This is a genomic window from Candidatus Tisiphia endosymbiont of Nemotelus uliginosus, from assembly GCF_964264755.1.
In the GTDB taxonomy this organism is placed as follows: domain Bacteria; phylum Pseudomonadota; class Alphaproteobacteria; order Rickettsiales; family Rickettsiaceae; genus Tisiphia.
In genome coordinates this window covers 38,644-57,257 of sequence record NZ_OZ183481.1, presented here as the reverse complement: position 1 = coordinate 57,257, position 18,614 = coordinate 38,644, and the positions used below count along the sequence as shown (strand labels likewise).

The window sequence follows — 18,614 nt, the reverse complement described above, 5'->3', positions numbered from 1 at the left end:
AAATAGGGTATTTTATAATATTTATCAAACAAATTGTAAATAGCTATTGACGTCAGGTGGTTATCATTATAAAATCTAGCCATAATAATAAATATAAATGGATAACAAATGAAAAGAATATCTATAGCTTTTTTATCTGCTAGCTTACTTGCGAGCAGTGCTTTCGCTAACGAAGATAAAGTTGTTGCTACTTATAAAGGTGGCGAAGTAAAAGAATCGCAGATTATGCAGCAATTCCAGTCTTCTTTAGATAACCAACCAAGTGCTAAAGGTAAGAAATTTTCTGATCTTAATGCAAATATACAGAAAATGTTAGTTCATGGTTATATCGATACAAAATTGCTTGAGCAAGAAGCTAAAAATTCTAATATTGAATCTTCAAAAGAATTTCAAGCTAAATTGAATATAGCGAAAAATCAAATGATTCAGCAAGAATTGATGGAGCGTTATGTAAAATCTCATGTTGATGAGAAGATGATTAATGCTGAATATGATAAGCTAGTTGCTAGTTTAAAAGGAAAAGAAGAAGTAAAAGTAAGCCATATTTTGCTTGCAACTGAAAAAGAAGCAGTAAATATAAAAAATAGGCTTAATAAAGGAGAAAAATTTGCTAAGCTTGCTAAAGATTTGTCAAAAGATGAAGGTTCTAAAGAAAATGGCGGAGAAATAGGCTATATTACTTCTGGACAATTAGTACCTGAATTTGAAAATAAAGCATTATCAATGAAAGTAAATGAAATCTCTTCTCCGGTTAAAACTCAGTTTGGTTGGCATATTATTATGGTTCTTGACAAAAGACCTGCACAGATACCTTCTAAAGAGGAAGCTACCGCTAATATAACCAATAGGCTTAGTAGGGATGCTATATTAAAGTATGTCGCTGATCTTGAGAGTAAAGCTGATGTCAAAATAATGTTACCACAGTCACAAGTAACAGATGAGACTAAAAAATAGCCTAGTATTATATTCAAAGATGTGCTAAGGGTAGAGATCATGCTTTAAAGCAAGTTTTGGTCTCTTTACTTCTTTGCAAACGCTAGACCTTTGTAGTCAATTCAGGAGAATTTGGGGTTAGGAACGATGGAGCCTATAAGTAATAGGCAAGCATTGAGCGATGACGTCACCAACTTCTCATCAATTGACTGTAGACCTTTAGTAAAAAAACGGCCAGATAGCTCAGTTGGTAGAGCAAAGGATTGAAGATCCTTGTGTCGCTGGTTCGATTCCTGCTCTGGCCACCATCTTTAACAAATGAAATTTGTAAAAAACAATTCTCCAAGTTATTTGAGTATACTCCCATAGCAATTATCTTTTATCTATATGTAACCTTAGTTCGACATCAGGATGACGAGAAAGTATTTGAAAGAAAGAAGGGAGGGATGTGATACCCAATCGTTATTACAAGGAGCCGCTTTGCGGCGACGCAGCAATCCAAAAATAACTATAAAAAATGGATTGCTTCGTAGGCTATGCTTTCTTGCAATGACGTTTGGCGATCAGATTTATATTCATTTAACAACCCGAAAAATCAACTTGTTAATCTTTTTATAATTTCATCTTTGCTGAGCAGGGGTAATATTACTGACATTTCTGGTCCAGATGTCATTCCCGTTATAGCAAGTCTTAAAGGTAGGAATACTTCTTTACCTTTTTTACCAGTTATTTCCATAATTCTTTTAGTCCATATGCTCCAACTATCGATGGTTATTGGTTCGTCTATTAATAAGGTAGCTGCTTGTTTTAAAAACTCTTTATCTAATCCTTCAACTTTAGAGGGGGAATAACAAATATTCCACCAATCTTTTATTTCATATAATTTTTGTAAATTACCTCTAACTGCCAACCAGAATTGCTCATTTATTTGTTCAGCTTTAATCTCTTTTAAGCGATCTTTTACTTCATCAAAACTCAAGCTAATTAGTAATTTATGATTTAAACGCTCTAGCTCTTCTGGTAAATAAGTTGTTGGACTTTTAGAAAAATTATTAATGTCAAACTCTTCTATTAGCCCAGCTAAATTTTTAAATGGTATAATAGGAGATGATGAGCCAAGCAAACTAAAGAAACTATTAATTGCCATTGGTTCTAATCCAATTTTATCCCTTAGAGCAGCAATCTCAAATCCCCCTGTTCTTTTAGATATTTTTTCATCCCGACTGATAACTAGACTAAGATGAGCAAAATTTGGTACCTTTGCCTCTAGAGTTTCAAACATTTGCACATGAATGGCAGTGTTAGTTACATGATCCTCGCCCCGAACAATATCGGTAATGCCATAATCAATATCATCAACAACCGAACAAAGCATATAAGTCATACTGTTATCTTCTCTGATAACTATCGGATCGCCAATATTCTTGCCTTCATATTTAACTTCACCCTTAATCATATCTTGCCAAATAATTGGAGTATGCGATACCAAGAATCGATAATGCGGTTTTCTTCCTTGACTAATATAGTCATTTATTTGTTGTTCAGTAAGGTTCAAAGCCGCACGATCATATATCGGAGGAAGCCCTCTAGATAGTTGTAACTTACGCTTTAATTCCAGCTCTTCCTGGGTCTCAAAACAAGGATATAATTTATTTTTTTGTAATAATAATGCTTTTACTGCTTCATACTTATCAAATCTATCAGATTGGCAAAAAGTTTGATCCCAGTTAAGTCCTAAAAATTTAAAATCCTCTTCAATGGCATGTTTATATTGTTGTTTGCTACGTTCAAGATCAGTATCATCAAACCTTAAAATAAATATGCCATTATGCTTTCTAGCATATAACCAATTTATCAGAGCTGTCCTAGTATTACCTATATGCAACATACCAGTTGGTGAGGGAGCAAATCTTGTGATAACTTTTCTCATAATTTTCTAATTGCTTATTTTGCTTTTTTCTTTTTTGTTACTTTTTTTGCAGCACCAGTCCTTGTCCTAATATTCTTTTTAGGAATTGTTGTTACCACTACTCCTGGCTTATCAGTATCTTTCTCCGGTTTATTCTTCAGCCTATTATTACTAGCCTCAATTATTTCCACAGCAGTTTCTAATGTGATGGTAAAAGGATCGTATCTTTTCGGTATCGAAATAAACCTATCAAGATATTTAAGATACGGACCATATCTACCTATACCCAGTATAATCTCTTGATGAGATTCAGGGTGCAGGCATAACTTAACCGGTAACTCAAGAAGCCTTAGAGCCAAACTAAGAGTCACGTCATTTTGTGCTACTGACGGTGGCAATGACACACGCTTTGGTTTTTCCCCCTTGGCAACTGGTTTGCTAGTCTGTACATAAAAACCATATGGACCTTTCTTTAATAAAACATCATGACCCTCTTTATCTACTCCTAATAATTTGTTCTCTTCAGCCATATCAACAATATCACTATTCTTCGAAGTAATTTGTTTTTTGAAAGTACATTCAGGATAGTTACTGCAAGCTAAAAACGCTCCAAACTTACCAAGCTTTAACCCTAATTGCCCTGTAGAACAGGAGGGACAATTTTTCGAATTGTTGCTTTCTGATTTTTCTCCAAATAGGTGATAATCTAATGCTTGTTCAACATAAAGGATTATATCAGATACTTTCTTATCACTAACTATTTCTACGTTATTATTAAACCCATCCCAGAATTTTTTTAGTAAATTTTTCCATTCTATTTTACCTTCTGCCACTTCATCTAAATCATTCTCCAGATCAGCTGTAAAATCATATTCAACATATTTTTTGAAAAACCCTGTCAGAAATGTTGTCACTAAACGCCCTAATTCCTCTGGAAAGAAACGTTTTTTTTCAACAACCACATAGTTCCTATCTTGCAATACTGATATAATAGAAGCATAAGTAGAAGGACGACCAATTCCAAGTTCTTCAAGCTTCTTGACGAGACTGGCTTCGGAATATCTTGGTGGTGGTTCGGTGAAATGCTGTGCTGGATTCACTGAAGTTGTAGTTAATTTTTCTCCTTCTTGTAGTAATGGTAGAAGCCTATTTTCTTCTTCCGTTTCATCATCTAGACCCTCACGATAAATTTTGTAAAAACCATCAAAGGCAATAATTGAACCAGTTGCCCTGGCGGTGAATTCTTTATTTGCTGTATCAAGCTGAGCGACCACCAAATCAATAATAACATTTTCCATTTGGCAGGCTATCGTCCTTTTCCAAATCAAGTCATAAAGCCTATAATAATCTTTATCTAGTGTATCCTTTAATTTTTCTGGTAACAGAGTAACATTGGTTGGTCTAATAGCTTCATGAGCTTCTTGAGCATTCTTGGCTCTAGATTTATAAACTCGCTGGCTAGCTGGTAGATATTTATCACCAAAATTCTTATGTATCAACTGACGTATTTGTTCAACAGCCTCACTAGCAAGGGTAGTACCATCAGTTCTCATATAGGTAATCAAACCTATCGTTTCATTACCTATATCCATGCCTTCGTAAAGTTTTTGAGCAATTTGCATAGTTTTTTTAGCAGTAAACCCTAATTTTCGAGCTGCTTCTTGCTGTAACGAAGAAGTAATGAAAGGCGGTTGAGGCTGACGTTTTTGCTGCTTTTTTTCTAAAGATGCAATATGAAAATTCTTTGATTTTATTTCTTTGACTAGATCATTAGCTGCCGATTGATTAATAATTGAGAATTTCTCTAATTTATTACCATTGACATGAGTTAATCTCGCTAAAAACGGCTCGTTATTACTATTCAGAACATTAAGGGTAATATCCCAATATTCTTGCGATTTAAAACGTTCAATTTCATCTTCTCGCTCGCAAATAAGTCGGAGTGCTACAGACTGAACTCTACCTGCGGATATACATCCCGGTAATTTACGCCATAATATCGGTGATAAAGTAAATCCTACCAAATAATCCAATGCTCTCCTTGCTTGTTGAGCATTAACCAAATCAATATCAATATTTCTTGGGTTGTCCATTGCATGTAAAATAGCTTTTTTGGTAATCTCATCAAATGCTACTCTCTTAAAGAAATCATTAGATTTAATCAAGTTTTTTTCTTTTATTATTTCTGCAACATGCCAGGCAATTGCTTCTCCTTCTCGGTCTCGATCTGTTGCTAGATAAACCATTTCAGCTTTGGCAGCATCCTTAGTTATTGCTTCAACATATTTTTCTGCTTTATCTGATATAACATATTTCATAGAAAAATCTTCATTTGGCAGAACTGAACCATTTTTAGATGGTAAATCTCTAATATGTCCAAACGAAGCAATAACCTTAAAATCACTATCCAGATACTTATTTATCGTTTTCGCCTTTGCCGGCGATTCTACTATTACTAATTTCATATTTATTTATAAATTAAAGATATCTTGTTGCCAGGATATCTGGTTATTTTTCCAGCCAATTCTAGCTCTAATATTATCATATATATAGCCGGCAAAGGTAGCTGTGTTTGATGTAAACAATCAAAATCTATAGGAGTTGAAGATAAAAGCTCCTTAACCCTCATACGCATATCATTGGTAATTACATTATCATATTTGATATCTAACGTTCTAAACTGATTATTTTCGATTGAATCATTTGCTACATCCTTAGATTTACTGATAATTTTGCTAAAAGGTGGTAAATTAGTCTCTATGTCCTCAGTAGATTCCACCATATGAGCTCCTTCTTTGATAAGTTTATTAGTACCTTGACACCTAGGATCCAGCGGAAATCCTGGTACAGCAAATACTTCTCTATTCTGTTCTAAAGCAAACCGTGCTGTTATTAACGATCCAGATTTTAGACTTGCCTCAATTACTACTGTTCCAAGAGATATACCAGAAATTAATCGATTACGCTGTGGAAAATGTTGCCCAAGTGGTTTTGAACCTACTGGTAATTCAGCAATTATCAAGCCATTTTGTTGGATTTGCTCAAATAATCTAACATTCTCTGGGGGATAAACATAATCAATTCCTCCAGCTATAACTCCTATTGTTTTAGAGGTATTTACTTGATGCACTGCTGTATCAACACCTCTGGCAAGTCCAGAAACCACTATATAATTTGCATCAGTCAATTCCTTAGCAATTTTAGCAGCAAAGGCATGACCATTTACTGAAGCATTTCTTGCTCCAACAATTGCTAAACATCTTTCGTGTGCTAATAACCCAATATTGCCCTTATAACTTAATATTGGCGGGCAATCAAAAATCTCTAACAATAACCTTGAATATCCTGGAGATTTATAGGTAATAATCTGAGCATTATGCTTTTGCAACAATTCAAGTTCTTTACTTGCATCGCTCTGAGAAAATACCCTTACGGGCTTAGAACGCCCACCCCTCAGAGAAAATTCTTGTATTTTGTCAATTGCAGCACTGCTATTACCAAATAGCTTTATTAAGCTCCAAAAAGTTCTTGAGCCAACATTTTCACTCCTAATCAATCTTAGGATGTCAATAGTTTCTTTTGTGTAAGATACTGGTTTAGTATCCAAAAATAGCTCCTTCAGCATCAATTGACTATATATTAGTGAATTAACTTTAATTGGCAACGTTATAAATCCGGTTAGTATTTAGCATCAGCGTCATTGCACATAAGCGTCATTGCGAGGAGCCACTTTAGTGGCAACGAAGCAATCCAAAAAAGCGATTAAAATGGATTGCTTCGTCGACCTTACGGTCTCCTCGCAATGACGGTTTTTCAATAACTGACACCTATGCGTCATTGCGAGCCACCGTAGGTGGTGTGGCAATCCATTTTTAATCACTTTTCTGGATTGCTTCGTCGACCTTACGGTCTCCTCGCAATGACAGTTTTTCAATAACTGACACCTATGCGTCATTGCAAGCCACCTTAGGTGGTGTGGCAATCCATAAAAGAGTGGATTGCTTCGAAGGCTTACGCCTTCTCGCAATGACACATAGGCGTCAACTGACACTTATGCATAATGACAGCACGATGGGTGCTTATTCGGCACTAGTTCAACAATTGACTACAGCTATAACTTTTCTGCATTAGAAGCTAAGTAATGTGACACTCCTTTATGCGATGGAGTAATACCTTCGTCACCTTTATGCCAGCCAGCTGGACATACTTCGCCATGTTTGGTATTATAGTCTATAGCATCGATCACTCTTATTACTTCATCAATATTTCTACCAATTGGCAAATCATTAACTAGTAAATGCCGTACTATAAATGTTTCATCAATAACAAAAGTACCACGCAGCGATATTCCTTCATCATGTAGTACATTATAACTATGTGACGCACTCTTTTTAATATCTGACACCATAGGAATCTGGATATTACCAACCCCACCTTTATTGTAAGGGGTATTTTTCCAAGCTAAATGAGAAAAATGCGAGTCAACGCTTATTGCTACTAATTTTGTATTTCTCTCAGTAAATTCTCCTAACCTATTATTAAAAGCTATAATTTCTGATGGACAAACAAAAGTAAAATCAAGCGGGTAAAAAAACAATACCACTTTATGATTTTTAGCATAATTTCTAAGATTAAATTCAGATTCTATACTATTATCAGGCATAATAGCTTTAGCTGTAAAATCCGGAGCAGCTTTTCCAACGAACACTTGCATTAAAATTCTCCAATTAATAATGATTAAAAACATTTATTATGATACACAAAATTATAACCTATTACAATACCAAATCCAAAATAACTCAACTAATAATTTAAAAATTACTAGAATTTTAGATTATTAGACCTTTTACTTGTGATTTCCATAATTTTTTGTACAATTTACTGTTTTTTAATAATTCCTCATGTGTTCCATCTTCAACTATACTACCTGCATCAAAAACCAAGATTCTATCCATATTTAACAAAGTTGATAATCTATGGGCTATAACTAATACAGTTTTATTTTGCATTAAGTAAGATAGAGAATCTTGTATTAAGCTCTCAGTCTCACTATCTAAACTGCTTGTTGCTTCATCAAGGATTAATATTGGAGCATTCTTTAATATTGCCCGGGCGATTACTATCCTCTGTCTCTGACCACCTGATAAATTATTACCCCTCTCACCACATAAGCTCTGATACCCTTCTGGCATAGTGGTAATAATTTGATGTATATGAGCTGCTTTTGCCGCCTCTATTACTTCTTCTAAGCTAGCATCTTTTTTTCCATATCTAATATTATCGATAATTGTCCTATGAAATAGGATTGGTTCTTGTGGTATTATGCTAATATTATCTCGCAAAGAGTCTTGAGTTACATATCTAATATTTTGCCCATCAATTAAAATTTCTCCTTGGTCTATATCATGCAATCGTGTAATAAGATTGATAAAAGTTGTTTTTCCTGAGCCAGAAAATCCTACTAACCCTACCTTCTGTTGCTTCAAAAGTGTAATGGATTTATTCTCGAATAAATTATTATTATGATAATATTTAAAACTAACATTTTTAAATTCTATCTCACCTTCTGTAACCTTTAAAAGATGGGCATTCTCAATATCTTTTATAATATGAGGCTTCATCAATGATAGAGTTTGATTAAAAGAACCAAACTCTTCAAACATATCCCCTATTTCCTGCGTTAAATCCCAAATTTCAGTAGTAACAGCCATACACAGAGTAAGTATCAAGACACAATCTCCTATAGTTATTTGCATTTGACTACGAAGCTGTGCCAAATAATAAATCATGATAAAAATCATTATAGCACAGATTATTCCTAGTACGTTACGTAGCTTCCACATGAAAAACTGCATAATTTGTTCATTGACTATCGCATTATCTATTCTTGCTTCTAGATTTTGACGTTCAAATTTATGAGAAGTAAACATCCTTACTGCACTAATATTGGCTATCAAGTCAACAATCTTACCGGCAACTATTGATTTACTTCGGGCATAATTTACTGAATATTTATTTACTGTACTTGAGCAGATAACAGTAATTCCTATAAAAACACAAATAAATATCAGGAATATAATGGAAAATATTTGATGAACCGAATACATAGCTACTAGAGAAAAAACAATTATAGCTAGTTTATATATAATTTTTTCACCAAATAACGATAGAACCATTTCGAAAGACCTAGAAGCTTCAGTAATACGATTGGTAATATGACCAGCAAGGTTTTCTTGAAAGAATTTATGGTTATGATACTGAGTATAATTATACATCTCATCTAGTATCTGTCCTTTGATATAGGGTATTGTTTTTAGATAAACATAATCATAAACCCGCCATATAACATTTACACCCATCCACCAAACTGCATATATTATTGCCCAAGACATCATAGAGGAAGGTAGATATTTAGCTTCTTCATCAGAGAAAGACTCTAGCAAATTTATAATTTTTTGAAGCAATACACTATCAATAGCAGGTATCATTCCCAACATTATGCATAACAAACCTAAAACGATTAGTTTAATTTTTCTTTTCTTTAAGAAATAGAAAAATAGCCTTATTGACGAGTTTGAAAAATCAAAACTTTCTAGCACAGTACACACCCTATTACAAAAAAAACTAATTAGACTAAATTAACTTAATAAACAAACCTTGCTACCTTATCACAAAACTGTTATAAAATGGTACAAAATATCTAAAGTTATCTAGAATGAAAGAAAAAAACATACCTATTTTGAATAGCTTAACTAAGAAAGCTACCAATTCATTAGATATTGATAATAATAATCCTTTTTTTAATGTTAGATATATTTGTCAATCAACTATTCTGATTACTGAATCTATCCAAAAAGGCTTTGATGTTGCACAGTTATCTAATGGAGATATTACAGTTACAGAAATTAAAACAGTAAATGTCCACTATAATTGGGATGCTGTTAAACAAAGATTTATTAAAATAAACCAAAATTAGAATTATATACTAAATATACTTAGTGTATGTATAACCATAGTGTATACTATAATGAATGACACGAGTAACTTAATTTATGAGGACAATATGATATTTAAGAATATAATAACCATCATTGCTGCCAGCCTATGTTTTAGCCTGTCAGTCTGCTTTGCTGACGCTCCAAATAGTAATAATCCGGATAATACGGCGATATTAGCTGCTTCCATTGACACACAAAACGCTTGGGCAAGACCTTCAATGTCAACTAACGCTGGCAAACGTAATAATTCTGCAATATATCTTGAAATTGTTAATAATTCTAATACAGATTATAATTTAGTAAATGTTTCTTCCGATGTCGCTAACAGGGTTGAATTACATAGAAGTTTTGTTGATGAAAAAGGTGTTAGCAAAATGGTAAAACTTGATAAGCTAGTCATTCCAACCAAAACTAGTGCTATTTTACAACCAGGTGGTATGCATATTATGCTTTTGGATTTAAAGACCATACTAAAAGTTGGTGATAAATTTGATTTATTCTTATATTTCGATAACAACATTCAGAAAGTTGTACAAGTAGAAGTAAAGACCCAATAATAGTAAGGGTCTCACGGAAAAAAAGTTAAAGTACAAGATGTCATTGCGAGAAGGCGTAAGCCAAGAAGCAATCTAAGAATAATGGATTGCCACGATCACTACGTACTCTCGCAATGATGCTTAGGGTGCATACTTATAAGTTAATAGTCAACTCTAAGGAAATACAGCCCACATGCCGGAGCCTTTGCTCCTGCTGCTTCTCTTTTCTTGGCATCCAACACTTTTTGGATATCATCTTCTTGCCATATATTACGTCCAACTAATACTAAACTACCAACAATATTTCGAACCATATTATGTAAAAAAGATCGAGCAGAAAAATATATTTTTATTTCTTCATTTTTCTGGGTAATAATTAATTCGGATAAGGTTTTTATAGGTGACTTTGCTTGGCAAAATTTACCTCTAAATGAGCTAAAATCATGATGTCCTATGAGGTAGGAAGCCCCGCGTCTCATTGCTTCAACATCAAGAGGTTGTTTTATCCACCAAGCACGATTTAAATCTATTATAACTTGGCTAGGTCTATTGATAATTCTATAGACATAATGACGTTCTAAAGCAGAAAATCTTGCATGAAAATCTTTGGCTACTAGAACACAATCAACTACCGCTATATTGTAAGATCTCACAAAATAGTTGATAGCCTGCATAACTTTATAAGGACACATATATTTCACTAAATCAAAGTGGGCTACTTGCCCTAAAGCATGAACCCCTGCATCAGTTCTGCCAGCTCCGTGAACCACTACTATTTCACCAGTAAACTTATATATCCCGTCTTCCAATGTTTGTTGAATAGATATAGCCCCACTCTGCTTCTGCCAGCCAACAAAAACCGTTCCCAAATATTCAATGGTAATTTTATATCGATAAACATCTAAATTCTTAGCAGTCTGCAAAATTGATGGATTGTCATTATCACTCTCATGCTCTTTAATATAGTCAATTGATGAGAAATTGGTGACATTGTTACTCGTAGCTCGCCTATTACATATAGGCTTCACTCCATATCTTCTGCTACCCAATTCTCCTGAATTGACTATATCATCATCGTGCAAACAAGAATCTAAACCAAAACACAGTATCATAAAAATCTCTTCACTGGGAATTTTGTTGTTCTAGGAGGCTGCCTGCGATAACTAATTAATTTCGAGAACTGGTATCAGACAGTCTCCTAAGCAGGCATTATATATGAATTTTAGGACTTATGCTAGCTTGTATAACAATAAATGCTTGACTCTTTTATTGGGTTAGTACTACAGTTGTAGATTGAATGTGAGTGTTCACGGAAAAAAGGTTAAAGTATAAGATGTCATTGCGAGGAGGTTGCCAGACCGACGAAGCAATCCAGGAAAGTGATTAGAAATGGATTGCTTCGTTGACCTTACGGTCTCCTCGCAATGACGCTTGGTGATCAGGTTTTTTTATTCATCACAAAAAAATCGTGAATGCTCACATCTAAACTACAACTGTAGTACTAAGACCCCTGCTTACGCAGGGGTGACACAAAACAGGATTACCACGACCAGTATGTAGCCTCGCAATGACGTTTTAGCAAATCATTTAAGTATATTTTTAAGTTATCTCTAACTCATTAATAGAACAATGTAGTATCTGACAAGCATCTACCCATGTTTTTATTACCTGCTCATGAGTTACTACTATTACATACTTATAGTTTAGATATTTTGTTAAAACACCTTCTGTTCTATCTTTTATAGAACTTTTTGATTCCCACGTTTTAAGAATACCTTCTGGGTATATACCATCATTTCTTTTATAATCATCTATTGCACTTTTTAGCTGTGGTTGATTGCTAATTTCTAACCTTAAGTCTGGTTGCCATTCTCTTAAGTCAAATTCTACAGTGATGTTTAAATTAATGTTTTTTGAAAGAATTGCTGCGGTTTGCAACGCCCTAGTATATGGAGAAGATAGAATTAGTTCTGCATTTTCTAATCTCAGATTTTTAGATAGCTCATTGGCTTGTCTAATCCCATTTGGCGTTAAACATGGCAAGTCCCTATATTCACCTTTTAATTGATGTTTTTCATTTAAAGACCAATCTGTTTCACCATGTCGTATTAAAAAGAATATTGTCACAAAAATAACTAAGGATATATTTAATTTAAGTTAGTTCTTCTATTAATGCTATGGTACTAGCTCTTAAATCTAGGTCATAATCTATAGTATTATTTATTATTCGCTTAACATTAGCAAATTTTGTTACCAACCAATCAGGTGAATTGGAAGGTAATTGATTAAATATTTTATTCTCTAATACCAATTCCCGAATTTAATTTAGTAAATGATTCATGCAACAAATAGATTGAATTAGCAAGGTATTTAAATTTTTAATAGAGGAAGATACTACTATTTCTAATTGTTCAATTGTATTGTATACTTTATTCTTTATAGTCTCAGACTTTAAATGCTCCCATAATCGCTCCGCAGGATTTAATTCAGGAGAATATGGTGGCAAATAAAGAATTTCTATATTAGCAGGAACCACTAAGTCCTTAGCCTTATGCCATCCAGCACAATCCATAACAACAATGGCTTTTTGAACGCCTATATGTTTAGACATTTCCGCAAGAAACATGTTCAAAGACATAGTATTAACATTTGGCATCATTAAGCTAAAATCATCTCCTGTTATTGGGTTAACAGCACTGTAAACATAAAAATTCTGAAAACCTATTTTGATTTTAACTTGAGTTCTGATACCTTTGCGAAACCAACCATGACCTAATTTAGAATGAGTTCCAAAACGCGATTCATCAAAGAAATACAAAAAACTTCTTGGATTGCTTGTTATTTTTTCTTGAATTTTTTTTTAAACTGTTCATGAGTTTCTTTATTCTGTTTGTAATGCACTGGTCTTGGAGTAATGTACGCAAACTTAAGCTTGTGCAATGCCCTGTGTACAGCCGATTTACTTACATTAATTCCCAAATTTTCTTTAAGTTTTATGACGATACTTTTTATTGTTATGTTACAATCTTCTTGTATCCATTTGTTTATTGCTTCATAGCAGCTTTCCGTTAAATCGCTTTTCCTTCCCCTACCTTTTTTATATTCAAGATTTTTATCATCGCCTTGGGCAAAGCTTTTTATCCAGTTTCTTAGCGTATTAGTTGTGATATCAAATATTTTAGACACCATACCAATACCATGTTCTTTTGCAGCTACTATAGCTCTTAACCTAATAGCGATCCTATTCTCTTTGTTCGTACTTGCAAGTTGAGCTATAGCCTGTTTGTATAAATCTTCTGTTATTAATTTTTGATGAGTACCCATTACATTCCTAATTTTATCTATCTTTTACATTATAACCTATTTTTCTCATCTTTATACTAAATTAAATTTGGGAATTGGTATAATTCATTAAATTCAATATTGATATTGAGCGATTTCTTAGTAATCCTATTAACTAGATATAGCATGCTATAAGCAAAATCTCCCCATAATTCTTTGTTTTTACTGGTAAATTCTTCGATAATATTTAACCTCACTTCAGGGTTTGAACAATTAGCAATATATGTAATGAATTTAACATATATTTCACTCCCCACTAAGCGATTTTGTGATTTTATATTAATTTTAGCACATCTAGATATTATAGTGCTTATTATGCCAGCAGCTCTTGAGGTAATTAAGAAAATAAAACTATCCTTTGGGGTATCTTCTAAAAGTTTAAGGCAGGAATTTGCCGCATTAAGATTCATTAGATCGGCTTGATAGATAACAGCTACTCTATATTTAGATATTGACGATGTTTTATAAAAAAATTGCTGTAAATCCCTAATTTGGTCAACAGATATGTCTTTGACATTAGCGGAACCAGAATTATCCCTTGCTACTAACCGATAATCTGGATGATTTTTTAATTGAATTTTATCTGCAAACAAACTGCTTTCTATAAATATTAGTAAATTTTCTAAAGCTTTTGCCGTATCATCAACGTCAATCAACCAACTATTATAAAGCCGACCTTGTTTAAATCTATCCTCAAGATATTCTTTGATCATTCTATTTATTCCACTTGTCAATTGCTTATCTTTTAGTTACCCAAAGTAGGGATTATAGTTAGTTTAGGAAAATTTGGGGCTAGGAGTGACGAGCGACGACGTCCCCAACTTCTCATCAATTGACTATATCAGCGATTAACCCTGTTATGTTATTATACATGTTAGGTCTTTCATCTTTAGAATCTAACAAATCACATAAATTTACTAAATCAACTAATTTTGCTTTTTTCTCCCAATCTGAGTCTAGGTTTACAAAGCCTAGTAACTTTGACATTTTTGAGTATCCAGAAATAAAGCTATCTTTTAATTGTTTATCAAATAAATGTTTAAATCTAAATAAAGTTGCAATATCACCATACACTGAACCAGAATAAGCAAACTCCCAATCTAATATTCCTGATAAAATTAATGTTCCGTCTATATTTTTAACTAAAATATTAGAAGGTTTAAAATCACCATGCACCAATTGATTATTACCTTCCTTTGGAAAAAATTTCTCATATGAAATAATTTTATTTTTTAAACTATGAGCAAGTTGTTTACCTAACTTAGCTTTCACTCTGGGCTTAGTTATTTTATCTAAAATATAATTTATAAATACATTATATCCATTATGTTCTGTAGTGATTTTGCTGATTGATAAATTTGCATCAAGTAAACCACTCTCTTGGAACTTATAGGTACTCAAATGTCCTAAAAATTCACCAAGTTTACTATATATTACTAGTATTGAGTCTAAAAACGAAGGATCAGTTAAAAAATCTGATAATAAATTACCTTCACGATATTCTATAAAACTGCAAAAATAGTTTGTTGTTTCATTTATAGGATTAAAACTAAGAAATTTTGGAACTAAAGGTTCATTATGGAGTAAATGTGAAAGTTTAAATTCTTTTTTACCTAACTCTATATCTCGAACATTAATACGTAATATAAACTTATCTCTATTCTCGAATTCAATAATATAATTTGTATTAGCAAGACCATGTTTTGCTTTGGTAACAATAAATTTATCTTTCCTAATTAAAAATTTTTTACACAAATTTTTAATTTCTTCGAATCCAAGATCAAAAAATTTATTTCGGCGTTCCCATTCTAACAATTTCTCCATACAGATTCTTCTAATAAAGCCTATCTCATAATTATAACAAGAAAGATATACCATACGTAAGTATAATGGATAATATCTTTCTTGTTGAAATGTTATAGAAGTAAACCTATGCCAGACTATAATATTTTATAGGGAAAATTCTAAGAAAATTAAGAATTATTACAGGCTTCCTTCATTTTCTTACCAGCTCTAAAGACTGGTTGTTTATAAGCAGCAATATGCATTTTTTCACCAGTTTTTGGATTGCGACCTTCACGTGCAGCTCTACTTTGTATGTGAAAAGAGCCAAACCCTACTAGGTTAACATCCTCACCACGACTAAGTGCTTTAAGTACACTATCTACAACCCAAGTAAGGGCTTTTTCTGCATCATTTTTTGAATGACCTGCTTCAGCCATTAATGCTACTAATTCTCCTTTATTCATATGATTAGCTCTCCAAATAGATTGTTAAAATTATCAGACATTAATGTATTTATTATACCAAGATGCCAGCAAGACTTATTAATCTCGTTGCTTAGATTATATCAGACACTAAACTGACTGCAACTGAGACTTATTTAGAATTTTTGAATATAATTATTTTCTAGCCTAATTGTAAAAAATTGTATCTATTTTACATCAAATTAGTTTCTTATACTGTAATTAGCATGTGTTTACACTAGTAACTACAATACAAAATTGGTCAAAAATAACTTTTGAAGTTAATCGCTATTATATTTTATGTTGGTTTAAATGAAATGATTAGTTGAAAATCTAAATAGTTTATATATTATACATTATGATTTAATATATATAAGGTAACTTTTATGCTCACTAGACTATTTTACATATTATTTATTTTAATTCTCGACTTAAATGTTAATGCTAATCCAACTCCTTTAGGTTTTGAATTAAATAAAACAGTTATATCAGACGTAGAGAAAGTATATCATATCACCAAAAAAGAACAGAATCATTGGGAAGGGTATAATTATTATGTCAATGTTAGAGATGTCAAATTAGAGGGGCTTACTAAGCTACTAATAATATGTAATGATGATAACATTATCCAAGCAGTAATCTTAACGATAGATAAAAGTAAATTTACAGAATTTTATCAGTTACTTTCAGAGAAATACAAACTTACCGATAGCCAGAATCCTAGGTTGGGTGATAAAGAAATTAAATTTGCAGATAGTGATTGTACCATAATACTAGATGCTCCTCATCTTAGCTTTAGTATGGATCTTATATACATAACAGATGAATTTCTAACAAAATTTAAAGGTAAGCAAAAAGAAGAAGAAAATCTGAAGAAAACAAGAGATAAAGAATTGCTATAGTTCAATTATAAAAACCATCGACAAAAGAAAATAATTCAGTGATAATCTTTGTTTGTGTTTTAAAAAAACTAGGTTTTGTGAACAAAATTTTAATTGTCTAGATTTTGAGTGTTTTTAAGCGAAAATTAATAAGATTTTTGCAGGAATAGTGTACCTATTTCAAAAGAATCTTATAATTTGCAGCTAAAAAACACTCAAAATCTAGACAATTAAAATTTTGTTCACAGCCTAGGGCAGTTTAGTTGTTTTTTTATGACTTTATAAACTGCCCTGCCAAAAATTTATAATAAAAATTATTATGTTGTCCCTTATGCTAGAAAATAGTGTTGTCACTAATTTAGTAAATCAAGAACTCTCAGTAACTGAAATTTCTACTAAGATTAAGGAATTGCTTGAAAATAACTTTGGTTATATTAGAGTAAAGGGAGAAATTTCTGGTCTTAAGATAGCAACTTCTGGTCATGGTTATTTTAATCTTAAGGAAAATACAGCGATTCTAGCTTGCACTTGCTGGCGTCCGGTACTTGCCAAAATGCAATTTACCCCAGTTGATGGCATGGAAGTGGTAGCTATCGGCAAACTCTCTGGGTATGCAGGAAATTCACGATATCAGCTATCGGTAGAAGCTCTTGAACCCGCGGGTCTTGGGGCTATTATGCAAATTCTTAAGGAATTGCAAGCAAAATTAGAAAAAGAAGGTATCTTTGATAAACCAAAAAAATCATTACCTTTCTTGCCTAATAAGATTGGGGTAGTTACCTCAATGACTGGGGCGGTAATTAGGGACATTATACACCGTATTAATGACCGCTGTCCGTCTCATATACTAATATGGCCAGTCACTGTTCAAGGTGGCAATGCTGCAAGTGAAATTGCTGGGGCAATTGAAGGGTTTAATAAATTAGAACAAAATATAAAACCTGATGTTATAATTGTTGCAAGAGGTGGGGGGTCTATAGAAGATTTATGGGCATTCAATGAAGAAGTAGTAGTACGTAGCGTATTTAGTTCAGATATTCCTATTATTTCGGCAGTTGGGCATGAAGTAGATAATACTTTAATCGATTTAGTAGCTGACAAGAGAGCTCCTACTCCCACTGCGGCAGCTGAATTTGCCGTACCTGTACTTTCTAGCCTTAATTACACAATAAGTTCGTATTATGAGACATTACTTAACCGTATTATTCAGCTAGTTAAATATCAACAGCAAGCCGTTAACTCCAATACTAATATTTCCAGGAGTCTAACTACTTATATAGACTATAATCAACAGCTTCTTGATGAACTAAGTTTTAGATTAACAGAGTCTTTGCCCAATTTACTTAGATTCAAAGAGGCAAAACTTGATTCACTGAATGTAGAAATATTAAATCCTATGAAAATAGTTGACTATAAGTCTTTAGAATTAGACCATCAATTTAATTATACACTAAAATCTATTAGCACTAAGTTAAAAAATTATGATCATCAATTAAATTTAAATAATTTACTACTTACCAGTTTAGACTACAAAACCGTACTAAAACGTGGCTTTACGGTAATCAAATCCGCAGATGGAGAATTTATAACATCAAAAGTTATGGCAAGCAAAAAACAAGAATTTAATATTAAATTTTTTGATGGTGATATATTAGTCCACACTATAAAATAGTGTATAGTCAATTGATGAGAAGTTGGGGACGTTGTCACTCGTCGCTCGCCTATTATTTATAGGCGTTGCTCCATCGCTCCTAGCCCCAAATTCTCAT

At 32.7% G+C, this 18,614-nt stretch carries 18 protein-coding genes and 1 tRNA gene; 6 read left to right on the top strand and 13 right to left on the bottom strand.

Features of this window, described 5'->3' with window-relative positions:
- Positions 1 to 108: 108 nt before the first annotated feature.
- Both ACFELW_RS00295 and ACFELW_RS00290 read left to right on the top strand, forming a co-directional pair.
- Positions 109 to 954, top strand: a complete 846-nt coding sequence (locus ACFELW_RS00295; RefSeq protein ID WP_341749224.1) for a peptidylprolyl isomerase — start codon at positions 109 to 111, stop codon at positions 952 to 954.
- 211 nt (positions 955 to 1,165) lie between these two features.
- Positions 1,166 to 1,241, top strand: a tRNA-Phe gene (locus tag ACFELW_RS00290).
- 287 nt (positions 1,242 to 1,528) lie between these two features.
- Here the strand turns inward: ACFELW_RS00290 and gltX are convergent.
- The 5 genes from gltX to ACFELW_RS00265 form a co-directional block, all read right to left on the bottom strand.
- A complete protein-coding gene (gene gltX / locus ACFELW_RS00285) occupies positions 1,529 to 2,863 on the bottom strand; it encodes a glutamate--tRNA ligase (RefSeq protein ID WP_341759565.1) in 1,335 nt (444 codons plus the stop codon).
- A 14-nt stretch (positions 2,864 to 2,877) separates the two neighbouring features.
- Entirely contained in the window at positions 2,878 to 5,307 is a 2,430-nt protein-coding gene (gene topA / locus ACFELW_RS00280; RefSeq protein ID WP_375330091.1) for a type I DNA topoisomerase, read from the bottom strand.
- Positions 5,308 to 5,309: 2 nt separating this feature from the next.
- Positions 5,310 to 6,449, bottom strand: a complete 1,140-nt coding sequence (dprA, locus tag ACFELW_RS00275) for a DNA-processing protein DprA (protein ID WP_375330090.1) — start codon at positions 6,447 to 6,449, stop codon at positions 5,310 to 5,312.
- A 504-nt stretch (positions 6,450 to 6,953) separates the two neighbouring features.
- Positions 6,954 to 7,556 carry a peroxiredoxin gene (locus ACFELW_RS00270; protein ID WP_375330089.1) on the bottom strand — a complete coding sequence of 201 codons (603 nt, stop codon included), beginning with the start codon at positions 7,554 to 7,556 and terminating at the stop codon, positions 6,954 to 6,956.
- Positions 7,557 to 7,671: 115 nt separating this feature from the next.
- Positions 7,672 to 9,441 (bottom strand): ABC transporter ATP-binding protein, encoded by a 1,770-nt coding sequence (locus tag ACFELW_RS00265; protein ID WP_375330088.1) that lies wholly within the window; start codon positions 9,439 to 9,441, stop codon positions 7,672 to 7,674.
- A gap of 116 nt (positions 9,442 to 9,557) precedes the next feature.
- Between ACFELW_RS00265 and ACFELW_RS00260 the strand changes: the two genes are divergently transcribed.
- On the top strand, positions 9,558 to 9,818 hold the full coding sequence (locus ACFELW_RS00260) for a DUF2671 domain-containing protein (protein ID WP_375330087.1): 261 nt from the start codon (positions 9,558 to 9,560) through the stop codon (positions 9,816 to 9,818).
- An 87-nt stretch (positions 9,819 to 9,905) separates the two neighbouring features.
- Positions 9,906 to 10,397: a copper chaperone PCu(A)C gene (locus ACFELW_RS00255; protein ID WP_375330086.1), complete on the top strand. Its 492-nt coding sequence runs from the start codon at positions 9,906 to 9,908 to the stop codon at positions 10,395 to 10,397.
- Between the two features lie 140 nt (positions 10,398 to 10,537).
- On the opposite strand, the gene truA is transcribed toward ACFELW_RS00255, so the two are convergent.
- The 8 genes from truA to ACFELW_RS00210 all read right to left on the bottom strand — a co-directional run bounded on the left by truA (position 10,538) and on the right by ACFELW_RS00210 (position 15,967).
- Positions 10,538 to 11,299 (bottom strand): tRNA pseudouridine(38-40) synthase TruA, encoded by a 762-nt coding sequence (truA, locus tag ACFELW_RS00250; protein ID WP_375330547.1) that lies wholly within the window; start codon positions 11,297 to 11,299, stop codon positions 10,538 to 10,540.
- A gap of 676 nt (positions 11,300 to 11,975) precedes the next feature.
- Positions 11,976 to 12,503, bottom strand: coding sequence for a histidine phosphatase family protein (locus ACFELW_RS00240; protein WP_341759558.1), 528 nt, complete (start codon positions 12,501 to 12,503; stop codon positions 11,976 to 11,978).
- Between the two features lie 25 nt (positions 12,504 to 12,528).
- Positions 12,529 to 12,687 carry a hypothetical protein gene (locus tag ACFELW_RS00235; protein ID WP_375330085.1) on the bottom strand — a complete coding sequence of 53 codons (159 nt, stop codon included), beginning with the start codon at positions 12,685 to 12,687 and terminating at the stop codon, positions 12,529 to 12,531.
- Between the two features lie 9 nt (positions 12,688 to 12,696).
- Entirely contained in the window at positions 12,697 to 13,194 is a 498-nt protein-coding gene (locus ACFELW_RS00230; RefSeq protein WP_375329846.1) for an IS630 family transposase, read from the bottom strand.
- Between the two features lie 20 nt (positions 13,195 to 13,214).
- Positions 13,215 to 13,700 carry a helix-turn-helix domain-containing protein gene (locus ACFELW_RS00225; RefSeq protein ID WP_341758975.1) on the bottom strand — a complete coding sequence of 162 codons (486 nt, stop codon included), beginning with the start codon at positions 13,698 to 13,700 and terminating at the stop codon, positions 13,215 to 13,217.
- 56 nt (positions 13,701 to 13,756) lie between these two features.
- Positions 13,757 to 14,431 (bottom strand): DNA polymerase III subunit delta', encoded by a 675-nt coding sequence (locus ACFELW_RS00220; protein ID WP_375330084.1) that lies wholly within the window; start codon positions 14,429 to 14,431, stop codon positions 13,757 to 13,759.
- A 115-nt stretch (positions 14,432 to 14,546) separates the two neighbouring features.
- On the bottom strand, positions 14,547 to 15,542 hold the full coding sequence (locus ACFELW_RS00215; RefSeq protein WP_375330083.1) for an aminoglycoside phosphotransferase family protein: 996 nt from the start codon (positions 15,540 to 15,542) through the stop codon (positions 14,547 to 14,549).
- A gap of 149 nt (positions 15,543 to 15,691) precedes the next feature.
- Positions 15,692 to 15,967 carry an HU family DNA-binding protein gene (locus ACFELW_RS00210; protein WP_375330082.1) on the bottom strand — a complete coding sequence of 92 codons (276 nt, stop codon included), beginning with the start codon at positions 15,965 to 15,967 and terminating at the stop codon, positions 15,692 to 15,694.
- Positions 15,968 to 16,350: 383 nt separating this feature from the next.
- On the opposite strand from ACFELW_RS00210, the gene ACFELW_RS00205 reads away from it, so the two are divergent.
- Positions 16,351 to 16,866 (top strand): hypothetical protein, encoded by a 516-nt coding sequence (locus ACFELW_RS00205; protein ID WP_341759554.1) that lies wholly within the window; start codon positions 16,351 to 16,353, stop codon positions 16,864 to 16,866.
- A 310-nt stretch (positions 16,867 to 17,176) separates the two neighbouring features.
- Entirely contained in the window at positions 17,177 to 18,517 is a 1,341-nt protein-coding gene (gene xseA / locus ACFELW_RS00200) for an exodeoxyribonuclease VII large subunit (protein WP_375330546.1), read from the top strand.
- The last annotated feature ends 97 nt before the right edge of the window (positions 18,518 to 18,614 follow it).